Below are 14,799 nucleotides of genomic sequence, written 5' to 3' on the forward strand. Positions count from 1 at the left end.
ATTTTATGGACCCGACCGACCTCGGCCCGGGCACAGCCACCTGGCTGGGCGGAACGGGCACTGTATTGCTGGGTGGTTTCCTCTGGTTGCGCAAGTGGCTATCCAGGGATGCTACTGACAGGGCGATGGATACTGCCGACATCGGCGTCGTGCGCCGCCTGAATGAGCTGCTGGACATTGAGCGTGAGGCCCGGAAAGAAGCCGAGGCCCGCGCCGACCAGTTCGCCAAGGAACGGAACGACCTCGCTGCCACTGTTGGCCGTATGGAAGGGAAGATCGAGGCCCTGACCAGCCAAGTCGCCAGCCTGACAGAGCGGGTGACGCTGCAGAGCGATGAAATCGCGCGCCTGCGCACCAAGCTCGGAGGTACATCGTGATGGACAGATGCGCACTTGAATTCATCGCCCGCCGCTGGTGGCGCCGGGTTGAGGTGTGGGCGATCGCCATTGTGCTGGTCACCGGCGGAACTGTTCTCGGCTATCAGGCCTGCTACTGGTCACTTGCCGAAAAGCAGGCGAATCAGGTTGAGGAGATCCGCGGCGCCTACGCCGCAGCCATGAATGAGCGGGACAAGCGTTTGGATGAATTGACGAAGAAGACCGGCACCGCCGTAGAAAAGGCATCGAAGGCCGCAACCACTGCCACTCAGGCAGTGGATAAGGCGTTCGAAGCGGTCGGCCGGAAGAACCATTAAATCGCTACACGCTTCGCGGATCAGCAAATTATGTCGAGACGATGCATAAAATCGCCCCTTGAATTGGTCGCACTGGCTGCGCCCCACAGAGTAGCGAAAGAGCCTGCAAATCAGTACATCGGGTAGCTGGGCTGCCCTCTCATATACTGGCGAAGCTCATAAAGTGTGGAATCTACCTCGGCATAAGCCCTTTTGAGCGAATCGAAAGCAGCGTTCATGTGAGGCTCACTGGCATACGCGACCGAGTAACCGGTGTGATCAGCAACCCATCTGGTTTTATCGGAGAGTAATTCGATCATCTGCCTAATGGTGCGGACTACATAATCCTGTTTCGAAAGCGTTACGTAATTGCCTGAGTGGCAAGGGTGACCTGGGTGCCAGTGATAGCCTGAGCAATCTCGAATTAAGCGCTGCATAGCGTTGACTGCTTCCTTTGGCACCTGAAACCCGGGGAAAAAAAATGTAGTCATGCGGAAGGCAATAGCTTCACTTGCGAGCGGAATAAACTTCGCGAGAGCAGAGCTAATCTCAGGTTGGGTTGTTGTGGCAGCTGTCGACACACCATAAACGTCATTGCATGCTCTAGCCTCGGCACTACGTTGCCATCCTTGAAGAACATGAGGCGGAAAATCATCAGGAGCCCTGTCCACCAGAGTGGCATGTGTTGCACACAGCCACGCTCCGTTTTGGTATGCCCTGCGTTGCTCGGGAGTAAGGGACGCATCGTATCGAGGCCCATTAGCGGCTGCAGCGGTAATGTGCGCAGCATTGCCGATATTTATTAAGGTGTCGCCTGAAATCGACGGGCCATGAGTAGCTTGGTGGCAGGGAGGATAAACGCACATAAACCGTACGTTTAAGGCCAAGCGAAGCTTTGTGACGTCCGAAAAATTGTCCCTAGTCATTGCAAGTCCCAGAGCGTTATGAGGGTATCTCTTAGAAAGATACCCCTGAGAGCTCCCTTGCACTAGGAGAAAATCCACTCCAGAAACGCCGACAACAAGCCACTTTTTCAAGGAGCAGAGTGACCTCATGACAACCAAGCAACCCGACTGGGAGGCGATCGAGCGAGCCTTCCGGGCCGGGGCGCTTTCCATCCGCACCATCGCAGATCGCCATGATGTGAGCGACACCGCAATCAGGAAGAAGGCCAAGGCCTTGGGGTGGGAGCGGGACCTTTCCGAGCAGGTCCGCAAAGAGGTTCGCAACAAGCTGGTTCGCGGCGAGGTTCGCGAAGACCAATGCGCGAACCCCGAGCGGGACGCCGAGATCATCGAAGAGGCGGCAGAAGAGGGCGCGACGGTTGTTCGCAGCCACCGCCGCGACATCCGCAAAGCCGCGAACCTTGCGAACCTGCTGATGGATGACTTGCTCACCACCATCAAGCGTCGCGAGGACATCGAGGACGAGATTGAGCGCGAGACTGCTGACGATGAAAGCGGTTTCCGCCGTAGCTCGATGCTCGCCGCGGTTGCCCTGCCCAGCAACGCCAAAACCCTTTTCCAGCTGTCCTCGGCCATGAAGAACCTGCAGGTGCTTGAGCGCACAGCGTTCGGCCTGGACGACAAGGAGCAGTCGAAAGACGCCGACGAGCTGTCGCAGCTGATGGATGAACTATCGAAGGATGCCTGACCATGAAGCCCGAGCACATGAAACTGCTCCGGGACCGGTTCTGGCGGCTGAACAACCTTTACTTCATCACGGACAAGCAGGGTAAGAAGGTCCGCTTCCGCATGACGCAGGAGCAGATCGATTACTTCCAGGGGATGCACACCCGCAACATCATCCTTAAGGCCCGGCAGCTGGGCTTCACCACGCTGGTCTGCATCGTCCAACTGGATGCTGCGCTGTTCGAGGCCGCCAAGTGCGCCCTGATTGCCCACACCCTGAATGACGCCAAGCGGCTGTTTCGAGAGAAGGTCAAGTATGCGTATGACAACCTTCCCAAGGAAATACGCGCTGCTAACCCTGCTCGCAACGATGCTGCTGGTGAGCTTGTGTTCAGCAAAGGCGGATCGCTCTACGTGTCCACATCCTTTCGGGGCGGGACTCTACGATATCTGCACGTATCCGAGTTCGGGAAGATCTGTGCCAAGTTTCCCCACAAAGCCCGAGAGATCGTCACCGGCGCCTTCGAGGCTGTCGCCGCAGAGTGTTTCGTTACGATCGAGTCGACGGCGGAGGGGCGGGCGGGCTACTTCTTCGATTACTCGCAGAGCGCAGAGAAGCAGCAGCTGGCTGGCGTGCCCCTGGGCCTGCTGGACTGGAAGTTCTTCTTCTTCAGCTGGTGGCGTAACCCGCTGTACTGGCTGGACCCGACCGATGTAGTCATCTCGGACCGGCTGGCCAAGTACTTCGACGATCTGGCCGGCAAGCACGGCATCGTCACCAACCCAGGCCAGCGCGCCTGGTATGTGGCCAAGGAAAAGACCCTTGGCGACGACATGAAGCGCGAGTACCCGTCGATCCCTGCAGAGGCATTCCAGCAGACGATCGAGGGCGCCTACTACGCCAAGCAGTTCACCAAGCTCTACGCCGGCCAGCGTATCGGCAAGCTGCCAGACAACAGCCACCTGCCGGTGCACACCTTCTGGGACATCGGCGTGGGCGACTCCACGGCCATCTGGTTCGTCCGGATCGTCGGCGAGGAGTACCACATCGTCGATTTTTACCAGAACAGCGGCGAGGGCCTGCGGCACTACATGAAGGTGCTCAAGGATCGCGGCTACACCTACGGCGAGCACTGGGGCCCCCACGACATCGACAACCGCGAATTTGGTAGCGACGGCAAGACTCGACGCGAACTCGCGCGAGAGGGCTACGAGATCGACGGACAGCGCTATTCGATGACCTTCCAGGTGGTGCCCAAGCTCAGCGTGGACGAAGGCATCGAGCAGGCGCGGGAAATCTTGCCCCGCTGCGCCTTCGACGAGGCCAAGTGCGAGGAGGGCATCACCGCCCTGGAGAGCTACCGCAAGGAATGGGACGACAAGAAGGGGTGCTGGAAAGACAAGCCGCTCCATGACTGGTCATCTCACCCGGCCGACGCCTTCCGCTACTTCGCAGTGGCCAAGACCAAGCGCTCCGTGGTTCAGCACGTACCTATCACGTTCACTTTCTGAGGCCACCCATGCCGAATTTCACTCCTCGGGCAGAGTACTCGGAGGCCTTGCCCGGCTGGCAGCTGGTCAAGCGCTGCGTGGCCGGCGCCCGCGAGGTGCGAAAGCACGACGAATACCTGCCGATGCCTGACCCGGAGAACAAGTCCCCGGAGAATCAGGCGCGGTACAAGCAGTACAAGAAACGGGCGATGTTCCTGAACATCACTGGGCGCACGCGCACCGGCCTGCTGGGCGCGGTGTTCCGCAAGACTGCCGAGCTGGAACTGCCCACTGGTGTCGAGTACCTGAAAGAGAACGCCAGCGGCGACGGCACGAGCCTGGAGCAGCTTTCCAAGGATGCAGTAGGGGAATGCCTGGATGTCGGCCGTGGCGGCTTCCTGGTGGACTTTCCGGCCGTTGAAGGCGTGTCCTCGATGGCGGACATGCAGGGCCGGCGCGCGCTGATCCACCACTACGGCGCCAAGTCGATAATCGACTGGGATGAGCAGGTGATCGATGGCGTGAAGCGCCTGGTCTACGTCTGCCTGCTGGAGTGTGTGTCCCAATTCAGCACGGATAGCCTGGAGCGCACCACTGACACCCAGTACCGGGTGCTCCTGCTGGTCGAAGGTCGTTATGAGCAGCGCGTCTACAGCAAAGACGGGAACAACTACACCGCAGTCCAGCCGCTCGACAAGAATGGCCGGCCCTTCGACCACATCCTGTTCAGCTTCTACGGCTCCCAAAACAACGACGCGAGCATCGACAAGTCTCCCCTGGAAGACCTGGCCGACGTGAACATCCTGCACTATGGCAACAGCGCCACGGTGGAGGAAAGCGGCTTCATCAGCAGCCAGCCGACCCTGTTCATCACGACCGACATCAGCGCCGACGAGTTCGCTAAGGTGAACCCGAACGGCATGCACATCGGATCTACCCGGGGCTACAACCTCGGCAAGTCCGGCGACGCAAAGCTTGTCCAGGCCAGCGAGAGCCAACTATCTCGCACGCTGATGAAGGACAAGGAAGAGCAGATGCTGATGATCGGCGCTCGTATCGTCCAGAAGGCGGGCGGCGCTGAGACGGCCGAGGCCGTGCGCATCCGCTACAGTTCGGACAACAGCGTGCTGGGCACCATTGCCGGCAACGTTTCCGAGGCCCTTAAGCGGGCCATCCTCGATGCCGAGCGCTTCATGTTGGGCGAGCCGGACGAGGCAGGTACGGTCTTCTGGCTCAACCAATCGTTCTTTGATGAGACGATGACCGCTCAGGACATCTTGGCCCAGATCCAGCTGTGGCAGCAGGGCTTCATCGCCAAGCGTGATGTGCGGGTCAACCTTCGCCAAGGCGGCGTGCTGGAAGCGGACCGTAGCGATGAAAAGATCGACGAGGACCTGGCCCAGCAGCCGCCAGTGACTGGCAACGACACCGGAGGCAGCGAGGATGAGCAGTGACGGCTACCTGTCCGACGCAGCGACTCGCCACCAGGTGCACGTCCAGCGCTACGCCGGTGGCAGCCTCAAGCGCCTGGCCAGGTTCATCACCAAGGCCATCAGTACCGCAAAATCGCGTGTTTCAGACGGATTGAGCCGTTACGGCACCCAACGGTACGAGAAGCAGATTTCAGAGCTACAGGGCGAGCTGGCGGGCGTCTACGGCGAGATGAAGCAGCAGGCCGTGCTCGACCTTGCCGAATTCGGCGGCTACGAGGCTGAGTTCAACATGACCCTGCTGGGCAAGGTCGTGAAGACGGTCGTCCAGCTGAATGCTCCAAGTATCGAGCAGGTGGCAGCTGCCGCACTGGCCGATCCGCTCGACCTGGAGGTCGGTAAGGGTCGGCAGCGCATCAGTATCGCCGGCGCGCTCGACCAGTACGGCACCAAGAAGAGCGCCGAGATCATCAGCGAGATTCGCATGGGCTCGGCGCTGGGCGAGACAACTGGCCAGATCACCCGCCGGCTCACATCGCTCGGTGTGCAGCAGCGCGACCAGGCCGGGGCGCTGGTGCGGACCATGACCAACCACATCGCCAGTTCGGCGAGGTCGCAGGTCATGGTCGATAACGACGACATCCTGAAGGGAAAGCGCCGGGTCGCCACCCTGGACGGCAGGACCACGCCGCTCTGCCGTGCGCTGGATGGTACGGTGGTGCCCATGAGCGCGCCGTCGCCACCATTCCACTGGAACTGCAGGACGACCGAGATACCGGTGCTCAAGGATGAGTTTGCCCGGGAAATACCCGGATCGACTCGCCCTGCGGTGGGCCCGGACGGCGCCGAGCAGGTCAGCAGCAAGACCACCTACGGAGAATGGCTCGCCAGGCAGCCGGCAGCCTTCCAAGAGGATGTGCTGGGGCCGGCTCGCTACAAGCTGTTCAGCAAAGGCGAGCTGAGCATAGACCGGTTCGTCGATGATGACGGGCGAACCCTGACCCTCAAGCAGCTGCGAGAGCGTGAGCCGATGGCGTTCGTTAAGGCTGAATTGATAGATTAGGACTACAGCCGACCAAGGATGATCACATGGACATTTTCAACTTATCTCGCCATGAAGTGGGAATACTGGAGCAATGCTTCCGACGAGCCCTTCTTGAAAGAGGTAGAAATTCGCCATACATCATCTTGAAGTCCATGGTCAGGCTGGACAGGCTGGCAAAGAAAGCACATGACGAAGGTAGATTGCCCATTCCTGAGCTTAGCCAGATGATCATGGTGTACGCCAGGTACGATTGTGTAGGCCAATTTATGTCCGGGAAAGGCATCAGCTTTTACGGCGCAGTGAAACGTTTGTACGCATTCCACTCACATTACGAAGTCGACTTCCTGCTTTTGGAGATGGCCGAGCTTTAATCGGACTCCTCTGTATCAACCCGCTCCGGCGGGTTTTTTTATGCCCGCAGGCAGGGCCTGCTCAACGTCTCTGGGAGACAGCAATGACCTTGAAATTCCAACTGGACAGCCTTGAAGGCGTCGATGAATCGGTAGCAGCCCTGTACGTCGAGAAGGATGGCAAGTTCGTCCTCGGCATCGACGGCCTGCCGCAGCAGGAGGACGTCACCGGCCTGAAGGCCAAGGTAGAAGAGCTCCTGGGCGAGAAAAAGGCGGCCGAGAAGGCGCGCCGCGAGGCTGAAGACAAGGCTCGCGCCGAGGCCGAGGAGGCTGCCCGTAAGGCAGGTGACATCGAGGGCCTGGAGAAGTCCTGGTCCGACAAGTTCAACCGTCGCGAGGCTGAGCTGACCTCGGCTCTGGAAACTGAGCGCTCAACCTTGCAGGGCCAGATCCGGGATCTGACTGTGGGTCGGACCGCAACCGAGCTGGCCACCGAGTTGGCTGTGCCAGGTACCGCAAAGGCATTGCTTCCCCACATCGAGCGCCGGTTGAGCGTCGAGCAGCGCGACGGCAAACCCACCGTTGTCGTGCTGGACGCCGCCGGCAAGCTCTCCGCGGCAACGCTGGACGAGCTGAAAGCAGAATTCACCAACGATCCGGCCTTCGGTCCGCTGATCGCTGGCAGCAAGGCATCTGGCGGCGGGGCCGGCGGTGCTGGAAAAGGCGGCGGGGCCGCACAGAAACGCTCCGAAATGACTTCTGTCCAGAAGCGCGAGTACATCGAAGCGCACGGGCAGGAGGCATACCTCAAATTGCCAAAATAGGAAGTAGCAGATGCCTACCACCCTTAACTCGGACATGATCATCTACAACGATCTTGCCCAAACCGCCTACTTGGAGCGTCTGCAGGACGTTCTGGAGGTGTTCAACACCTCGTCGGGCGGTGCGCTGATCCTGCGTAACGAACTGATCGAGGGCGACCTGCGCAAGCGTTCGTTCTACAAGATCGGCGGCACGTTGGGCCACCGTAACGTCAATTCCGACGCCGCTGTCGCTGGCATCAAGATCGGCGCCGACGAAGCGGTCGGCGTGAAAACCCCGTGGAAGTACGGCCCGTACGAGACCACGGAGGAGGCCTTCAAGCGACGTGCGCGAAGCCCCGAAGAGTTCTCGATGCTGGTTGGCCAGGATATGGCCGACGCAGCACTGGACTACTACATCCAGACTGCTTTCGCGGCTCTTGGCGCCGCTATCGGTGCTAACGCCAACATGGTCGCTACCGGTTCCTTCGCAGTCGATCACAAGAAGGTGCTGACCAAGGGCATGCGCAAGTTCGGCGATCGCTTCAATCGCATCGCGCTCTTCGCCATGGACTCCGCCACCTACTTCGACCTGGTTGACGACGCAATCGACCAGAAGATTTACGAAGAGGCAGGCGTGGTCATCTACGGCGGCTCGCCTGGCACCATGGGCAAACCTGTTCTGGTCTCTGACAAAGTCACCGAAGAGCGCATCTTCGGCCTGCAGGTGGGCGCGGTTTCGGTAACCGAGTCCCAAGCCCCGGGTGTGCGCTCGTACCCGGTCAACACCCAGGAAAACTTGGCCATCGGCTACCGCGCGGAAGGCGCTTTCAACGTCGACATCATGGGTTACTCCTGGAAGGACACCGCAGGCGTTAACCCGAATCTCGCAGCCCTCGGCACCGGGGCTAACTGGCGCAAGCATGCGACCAGTGACAAGGCTACTGCCGGCGTCCTGATCGACCTGTCCGCGCCTTAATCGGCCACAGCAAAGGCGGGTCCAGCGGGCCTGCCTTGGAGACAATCCATGGAATTGATTTACACCACCCAGCGTGATGGTTTTGAGCAAGGCCGGGCCTATCGCAATCCACGACATTTTGATCAGGCCGAACCTGGCGTCGATTCGGTTGTGGTGATCGGCGATTGGCCCAAGGTGGTCAATGCTTACGAAGCCGTCGGCGCCGATGTGTCGGTGGTTGAGTTACCGACACGTGTGGCTCTTGTCGAAGGTCCTGATCACGCAGTGTTCGATCGCTTGGTCACCGAGCTTGCATCCATCGGCGTGATCGTCGACTCCTTCGCCGCGCAGCGCCTGGAGCGCCCCGAAGGCGAGCTTGGCGAAACTGCTGGCCACCTGTTCCAGGTGTTGGAAGCGGTCAACTCCGGCATCGCCAGCCTTCAGCGCGAGCGCGACGGCGAAGTCCAGAAGGTAATCGATTTGGAGCAAGAGAAGGCCGACCTCCTGAAGCAGATCGAGGCCCTCAAAGCTGCTGCCGCCGACCCAGAGGTCGAGGCATTGAAGGCCGCTCTGGACAAGGCTGGCGTCACCTACCGAGCCAACGCCTCGAAAGAGGCTCTGCAGAAGCAGGTCGCTGACCTCGACAAGCAGTAATCCAGGGGGCTGCGGCCCCTCTCATTCGTGCGGAGGCCTGATGGCTACCTACATCACCGTGGCCGACGTGGATAGCATCCTTGGGGCCGGCTGGGCGGCTGCAGAGCTCAAGGACGAGGGTGTTTTCGAGGCGAATGCCTACATGACGCCGCTCAACCTGGTTGGCATCGACATGGACAACATTCCTGACGACGTGAAGCAGGCCGGCGCCAGGCTGGCCAAGTGCGCCTCCCAGGGCAAGTTGTACCAGCAGCAGACCGAGGGCTCGCTCGAGGCGAAGACCGTCAAGGCCGGCCCGGTAACGACCAGCAAGACCTTTGGCTCGATCGACAAGACCAGCACAGTCGCTCAGCCTGCCAGCGTGCAGTTGGCCCTGGCCCTGCTCACGCCATGGCGTAGCAACCCGTTTGCCTTCGCTGTGCGTAGGGGGTAGTCATGAGCTTACGTGATGAAATACAGGCCGACCTTGCTGAGGCTTTCGATGATCCTGATGGATTGGCTGATGCGGTGCGGCCAGTGGCCGGCAGCCGCACCGTGAAAGGGGACTACGACCCGAACCTAGGCGGCGCAACCCCAACCACGGCCATTCGGTATTCAGGCCGCGGGGTATTTGATAACTATCAGGCCCAGGAAATCGACGGGTCACGTATCCAGACCGAGGACGTGAAGCTGTTGGTCCTGCAGAACGAAATGTTCGAAGAGCAGGCTGGTGTTGTCACTGAAACCCCGGCAACGCCGAAGATCGGGGATCAGGTCAGTGGTTTCAGGGTTCTCAACGTCTCTGAAGATCCGGCCCAGGCAACTTGGACCATCCAATTGAGGAAGTGATATGCCGCACGGCTCTCATATGGCCCAGCGATATGGAGGGCTTGAAGGTAGTTTTGCCGACAGCATTCGGGCATTCACGGAGCAGGCCCAGCAAGCGCTGGACTCCACCTTCAGGGCAATCGTGATCGAGATCGGTAGCAGCGTCATTCTCATGTCACCGGTGGGCAACCCGGAACTATGGGCGGCCAACGTGGCCCACCGAACCAAGGCTAAGAAGGCTGCCGATGACTACGACTTCAAGGTCGCGGTGCGCAATACGCTGATCAACCTAAACCAAGACAACTTCACCAAGGCCGGCAGGCTTCGCAAGGGCGTGAAATACGCCAAGCCCCTCACTAAGACCGAGCGCGAGCAGAACTTCGCTACCAATGGCCTGGTAGCAGGCCAGGGCTACGTCGGCGGCCGGTTCCGGGGTAACTGGCAGTTCTCCATCGATTCACCGGCAACCGGCGAATTGGATGTCGTCGATCGGTCAGGCAACGAGACCATCGCCCAGCTGAAGGCGCAAGTCGCTGCGCTGACCATCGGCCAGACGGCGTACATCGTGAACAACCTGCCCTACGCCATCCCATTGGAATACGGCCACTCAACTCAGGCGCCTAGGGGCATGGTCCGGGTCACGCTGGATCGCTTCCAGGGCATCGTCGAAGAAGCGATAAGGAACAACAAGGTATGAGCCAAGCACGAGCCCGGCAGGCCATCGAGGCCAAACTCATAACTTGGGCTGCGGTGCGCCCGATTCGCGTGGCCAACTTCGAAGAGGGGTTCGAGGCCGAGTCTGGCGAGACCTACCTTCGTGCCTTCCAGCTACCGGCGGGCACGACCTGTCGCTACCTAGGCGGCGAGGCCTACGAATACAGCGGCGTCTATCAGGTCAGCATCATCTGCCCGGCAGGCCAAGCGCTGGCGACCGCAGAGGTCCTGATCGACGAGCTTTCCAGCCTGTTCAGGATCGACTCGGAACTCAGCCGCAACGGCTTTGAAGGCCTGGTCACCGACCCAGTAGAGCAGGGGCCAACCATAACCGAGTCGGCGACCTACACAGTCCCGGTTAGCTTCACCTACCGCGGTGTCGCGGACCAACCAAAACCATAGGGGTCATACCCTTCACCGGCTCGCATCTGCTGTGGGCCGTCTTTTCATCTGGAGCAAGCAAATGTCCGATCCAGTTCTCGCGGCAATCGCGTCCCTTTCAGCTTCTGTTGCTAGCCTTCAGGCACAGGTGGGCGCGCTAAGCAGCCAGGTTGCAACGAAGGCGGATGCCACGGCCGTCTCGGCGCTGTCGAGCACTGTCACCGCACAAGGCAGCCAGGTAACCGCGCTGGTCAACAGAGTCGCGGAAGCCAATGCTAGCTTGGACGAGCGCGAGCAGAAGCCATCGGAAGAGCAGTTGGCGGCCTTTTGCCTGACCAAGCAAGACCTCGCCAAGCAGTTCCTCGTAGTTGATGGAATCACCTACATCAACGAAGCGTTCCTGCGCAGCTCCGCTTTCGATATGAAACTTCAATCCCGCGCTTGCGATGCATCGGTGCGACCTCTGGTAGAGCTGGACTGCGCCACTGGTGGAATCTCACTTCGATCGGACGAACCAGATCCTTCCGGCCCAAGGCTGAAGATCACCGTCACTGCGAGCGGCAATTGTGTGGCATCTGGGCTTGGCATAGGCATCAGCCAAGAGAAGATCAATGCCGACCAAAGCCTAATCCGCAGAATCCAGGACGCTGCCCAGCGAGGCGCCCGAGAGGGTTGCCGCATGGTTCTCAACGAGCTCAAGCGCTCACGCTGAGCAACCAACTCAGCTTCCAGCCAATCTACCCGCCGCGTGCGGGCTTTTTCGTTTCTACCAAGAGGAAAACACCATGGCCGCACGCTTCCCGCTGCCAAACGGCGCCGTGCTGGAGATTGCACGCGTCATCGGCGCAGCCGTTCCATTCACCGCGCTGACCAACGCCAAGCCGCCGGTGGCCACCGCTGCCGGCCATGCCATCCAGAACGGCGATGTTCTGCTGGTCAACTCCGGCTGGGCACTGATCAACGACCGCGCCGTCAAAGCAGCCAATGTCGCCGCCGATGCCTTCTCGCTGGGCGGCCTGGACACCAGTAATGTGGAGCGCTTCACCGCTGGCGCCGGCGTCGGCTCCGTGCTGCCTGTATCTGACTGGGTGCAGATCTCTAAGGTCACCTCGTTCACCTCCTCGGGTGGTGAGCAGCAATATGCGACCGTCGGCTACTTGGAAGATGACGACGACAAGCAGTTTCCTACCAACCGAAACCCGACCAACCTGTCGATCGTGGTCGAGGACCAGCCGACCGCCGCGTACGTCGAGGCTGTGGAAGGCTACGACGCTTCCAAGGAGCTGGCGGTGATCCGCATGAAGCTCCGCAACGGTGACCAGATCCTCTACCCGGGCTACGTCAGCATCACCCCCGACCCAACCATGGAGCGGAACAACGTGATGACCCGCACCATCAGCGTTGGCCTGTCGGCTCGCTCGCTTCGTTACCTGGCCGGCGCGTAAGGAGTGCTCATGGCGAAGATCAAGATTGCGCAGAACCCGACGTTCGCCGCCGAGGTGAAGATCCCGCGCGTAGGCAGCGAACCGGTTCCCGTGGAGTTTACGTTCCGCTACATGGACCGCACCGCCCTGGCCAAGCTGTACGACGGCTGGAACCAAGCTTTCGAAGCGCACGCTGAGAAGTGCAAGGCCGAAGGCGCGAGCCTCGAGCAGTTCACTACTGGCCAGGTTCAACTGCAGGCCGAGCAGATCAGAGCCGTAACCGTCAGCTGGGGCTTCGACGACAAGTTCACTGATGAGGCCATACTCGACCTGGTGACCACCTGCGTTGGCGCGCCGCAAGCCGTTCTGGACGCCTACCAAGAAGCCTACAACCCGGCACGCCTGGGAAACTGAAGGCGGCGGCACGGGCTTTGTACGAGCAGGGCCCGTCCGCCGAGCAGTTGGCTTTCCTGGGCCTCACCCTGGACGACATCGAAACCGAGGCGGTGGAGGTTTGGCCTGATGCGTGGCCTGCCTTCTGCCTGTTCGAGGCGCTGGGCACGCAATGGCGCCTGGGTCCGGGCGGGCCTTCTGGGCTCGATTACGCATCCATCCCAGGCACCGCCTCGATGATCGGCATAAAGCGCAGCGATCTCACCGGAGCTTTTCAAGACCTGCGGATCATGGAGAGTGAAGCGCTAGCGGTGATGGCTGAGGCGGCGGAGTAGGGCAAGCCATCAGAAATTATAGTGTTCGGCGGGCCCTGGCTCGAACGGACGCGTCTTGTGTTGCGTCATCGGGACGCAAAGCGAAGCGGCCTGACCGCGGGAGATGAAGATGCAATCGGCACGTGAGCATTTCAGTCCCAGCAGCGTGCGCGCCGAAGATATCGTCGTCTCTCGCGGGATGATCGAAGTCGGTCTTGCCGTTTTAGAGGAGACTGATGATCGACCTCTATCGCGACTTACGGTCGAAAGAGCTTTTCGGGAGATGTGTCTGCGCGGACTTCAAGAATCTGCTGCCTGGTCACCCGACCTGATAGCACCTCAAGACCAAGAGTGATCGCCTGGAAGATTTTGATCAGGCTGAAACAATGATTCCTGAGGTCTTCAAGCGTCATCGCAGAGTTTGCCTTCTCTGGCGCCCTTGGTTTTATTAGGTCTGACAGTGTGGCGTGCTCGCCTTCATTTAGCCCCCACTGCCAGTGGACGATCTTGTGACGAGTAGGGGAAATTTTTTCGAAGGCATCAATGCTAAAGACAAGGTCCTTCGCTGTCTCCTCATGCGTCCCAGTGATTTCTGTGAGCTTGGACTTGGTGTAGCGGACCATTCCTGCGATCGACATGTTGGTTTCTACACAGATCCGCTGCACCTCTGCGGTAGGCTTACTCATCGTTAATGCAAATAGCTCGGCGAGCTTCCACTCAACTGATGAGTAATTGGCTATGAACTGACCAATAGCATGAAGGTGGGGATCCGAGGGACCGCAATCGTATTGGCGGGCCCAATCAATAGTGAATGCTGGCCTCGGCTCAAATGCTTGATCCTTGCTCAATGTCGACTCCTTGGTGATCATGTCCCGGTCCATGGGCTTTCCGGCAACGGACCGGGGCGGTTCGTTGGAGGTGCAACGCTACTATGGCGAAATGGTGGCGCGGTACTGGTATTCCATCCACACTGGATGGGTGGACAGGGTGATGATGACGTGGCACGCTGCGCGACTCTGTGGGGCATGCTTGGAGTATCGTTAGTGGTCAGCGAGCAAGAAAGCCGGAATCAGTGCATCAAGAGTATGGGCGCGGATCTTGGGGCGATGTACTACGACCTCAACGATCAACTGCTTGAGACCCTTTTGCTGTGGAAGCAATACGAGCAGCTTTTTTGTGTAGACCAAGCAACTGTGCAGGTTTTGAATGATTCAGCGCCTACGTTCTTCGGCGTTGTACAGGCACAGTTCTGGGATGCGGTGATGCTGGGGATTTCCAGGCTTACTGATCCTGCGATGACGGGAAAGAAGCCAAACCTTTCAATCAGTGCGATCCCACCGATCATCAGTGATCTGCAAGTCCGGGCCCAGGTGGAAAGCGCAGTCGCTACCGCCTTGATTGACGCGGAGTTTGCGCGTGAGCATCGCAACAAGCGTATTGCACACAATGACCTAGTCCACATTCAAGGGCTTGCGGCGAGCCCGCTGTCCCCTGCAAGTCGTCTGAAGATCAAGGCTGCGTTGAGCTCGGTATGTGCAGTTCTTGAGATCCTGAACGGTCACTACCGACAGTCTGTAATGCTCTATGACGATCTCATTTACGATGGAGGGGCCGGGAGCGTGGTTGAACTGGCCTAATGATTTTGGACACCTTCATCGGGCGCTATGATGGCGCCCAATTGGAGGCAAAATTAGTGCGTAAATCTTACTCAAGAGAATACAAGGTCCAAGCTGC

At 59.5% G+C, this 14,799-nt stretch carries 20 protein-coding genes; 19 read left to right on the forward strand and 1 reads right to left on the reverse strand.

Features of this window, described 5'->3' with window-relative positions; genetic code table 11:
• Positions 1 to 5 precede the first annotated feature (5 nt).
• From ABE456_RS19825 to ABE456_RS19910, 18 genes are all read left to right on the forward strand, one after another.
• Entirely contained in the window at positions 6 to 377 is a 372-nt protein-coding gene (locus tag ABE456_RS19825) for a chemotaxis protein (protein ID WP_139671747.1), read from the forward strand.
• Positions 377 to 694, forward strand: a complete 318-nt coding sequence (locus ABE456_RS19830) for a hypothetical protein (protein WP_346645450.1) — start codon at positions 377 to 379, stop codon at positions 692 to 694. Before ABE456_RS19825 ends, ABE456_RS19830 begins: the two co-directional genes overlap by 1 nt.
• A gap of 1,032 nt (positions 695 to 1,726) precedes the next feature.
• Positions 1,727 to 2,326: a hypothetical protein gene (locus tag ABE456_RS19835; RefSeq protein WP_346645434.1), complete on the forward strand. Its 600-nt coding sequence runs from the start codon at positions 1,727 to 1,729 to the stop codon at positions 2,324 to 2,326.
• A gap of 2 nt (positions 2,327 to 2,328) precedes the next feature.
• Positions 2,329 to 3,816 carry a terminase gene (locus ABE456_RS19840; protein WP_346645435.1) on the forward strand — a complete coding sequence of 496 codons (1,488 nt, stop codon included), beginning with the start codon at positions 2,329 to 2,331 and terminating at the stop codon, positions 3,814 to 3,816.
• A gap of 8 nt (positions 3,817 to 3,824) precedes the next feature.
• On the forward strand, positions 3,825 to 5,249 hold the full coding sequence (locus ABE456_RS19845) for a DUF4055 domain-containing protein (protein WP_346645436.1): 1,425 nt from the start codon (positions 3,825 to 3,827) through the stop codon (positions 5,247 to 5,249).
• On the forward strand, positions 5,239 to 6,288 hold the full coding sequence (locus tag ABE456_RS19850) for a minor capsid protein (RefSeq protein ID WP_346645437.1): 1,050 nt from the start codon (positions 5,239 to 5,241) through the stop codon (positions 6,286 to 6,288). Before ABE456_RS19845 ends, ABE456_RS19850 begins: the two co-directional genes overlap by 11 nt.
• Before the next feature lie 26 nt (positions 6,289 to 6,314).
• The gene (locus ABE456_RS19855; protein WP_346645438.1) at positions 6,315 to 6,641 is read left to right on the forward strand and encodes a hypothetical protein; all 327 of its coding nucleotides are present in this window, start codon (positions 6,315 to 6,317) and stop codon (positions 6,639 to 6,641) included.
• An 83-nt stretch (positions 6,642 to 6,724) separates the two neighbouring features.
• A complete protein-coding gene (locus tag ABE456_RS19860) occupies positions 6,725 to 7,444 on the forward strand; it encodes a hypothetical protein (protein WP_186723009.1) in 720 nt (239 codons plus the stop codon).
• Between the two features lie 10 nt (positions 7,445 to 7,454).
• A complete protein-coding gene (locus ABE456_RS19865) occupies positions 7,455 to 8,399 on the forward strand; it encodes a major capsid protein (protein ID WP_346645439.1) in 945 nt (314 codons plus the stop codon).
• A 48-nt stretch (positions 8,400 to 8,447) separates the two neighbouring features.
• Positions 8,448 to 9,032, forward strand: coding sequence for a hypothetical protein (locus ABE456_RS19870; protein ID WP_346645440.1), 585 nt, complete (start codon positions 8,448 to 8,450; stop codon positions 9,030 to 9,032).
• A gap of 40 nt (positions 9,033 to 9,072) precedes the next feature.
• Entirely contained in the window at positions 9,073 to 9,465 is a 393-nt protein-coding gene (locus tag ABE456_RS19875) for a protein singed (RefSeq protein WP_346645441.1), read from the forward strand.
• 2 nt (positions 9,466 to 9,467) lie between these two features.
• Positions 9,468 to 9,860, forward strand: a complete 393-nt coding sequence (locus tag ABE456_RS19880) for a hypothetical protein (RefSeq protein WP_346645442.1) — start codon at positions 9,468 to 9,470, stop codon at positions 9,858 to 9,860.
• Position 9,861: 1 nt separating this feature from the next.
• A complete protein-coding gene (locus tag ABE456_RS19885) occupies positions 9,862 to 10,536 on the forward strand; it encodes a hypothetical protein (protein WP_346645443.1) in 675 nt (224 codons plus the stop codon).
• Entirely contained in the window at positions 10,533 to 10,955 is a 423-nt protein-coding gene (locus ABE456_RS19890; protein ID WP_346645444.1) for a phage tail terminator-like protein, read from the forward strand. Before ABE456_RS19885 ends, ABE456_RS19890 begins: the two co-directional genes overlap by 4 nt.
• Before the next feature lie 61 nt (positions 10,956 to 11,016).
• Positions 11,017 to 11,646, forward strand: coding sequence for a hypothetical protein (locus ABE456_RS19895; protein ID WP_346645445.1), 630 nt, complete (start codon positions 11,017 to 11,019; stop codon positions 11,644 to 11,646).
• Positions 11,647 to 11,719: 73 nt separating this feature from the next.
• Positions 11,720 to 12,379, forward strand: a complete 660-nt coding sequence (locus tag ABE456_RS19900; RefSeq protein WP_012273028.1) for a phage tail protein — start codon at positions 11,720 to 11,722, stop codon at positions 12,377 to 12,379.
• A gap of 9 nt (positions 12,380 to 12,388) precedes the next feature.
• Positions 12,389 to 12,772 (forward strand): phage tail assembly chaperone, encoded by a 384-nt coding sequence (locus ABE456_RS19905; RefSeq protein WP_346645446.1) that lies wholly within the window; start codon positions 12,389 to 12,391, stop codon positions 12,770 to 12,772.
• 17 nt (positions 12,773 to 12,789) lie between these two features.
• A complete protein-coding gene (locus ABE456_RS19910) occupies positions 12,790 to 13,086 on the forward strand; it encodes a DUF1799 domain-containing protein (RefSeq protein WP_346645447.1) in 297 nt (98 codons plus the stop codon).
• 236 nt (positions 13,087 to 13,322) lie between these two features.
• On the opposite strand, the gene ABE456_RS19915 is transcribed toward ABE456_RS19910, so the two are convergent.
• Positions 13,323 to 13,934 (reverse strand): hypothetical protein, encoded by a 612-nt coding sequence (locus ABE456_RS19915; RefSeq protein WP_346645448.1) that lies wholly within the window; start codon positions 13,932 to 13,934, stop codon positions 13,323 to 13,325.
• 174 nt (positions 13,935 to 14,108) lie between these two features.
• On the opposite strand from ABE456_RS19915, the gene ABE456_RS19920 reads away from it, so the two are divergent.
• Entirely contained in the window at positions 14,109 to 14,702 is a 594-nt protein-coding gene (locus ABE456_RS19920; RefSeq protein ID WP_346645449.1) for a hypothetical protein, read from the forward strand.
• Positions 14,703 to 14,799: the final 97 nt, after the last annotated feature.

Origin of the sequence: Pseudomonas sp. TWI929, from assembly GCF_039673335.1 — a bacterium.
In the GTDB taxonomy this organism is placed as follows: domain Bacteria; phylum Pseudomonadota; class Gammaproteobacteria; order Pseudomonadales; family Pseudomonadaceae; genus Aquipseudomonas.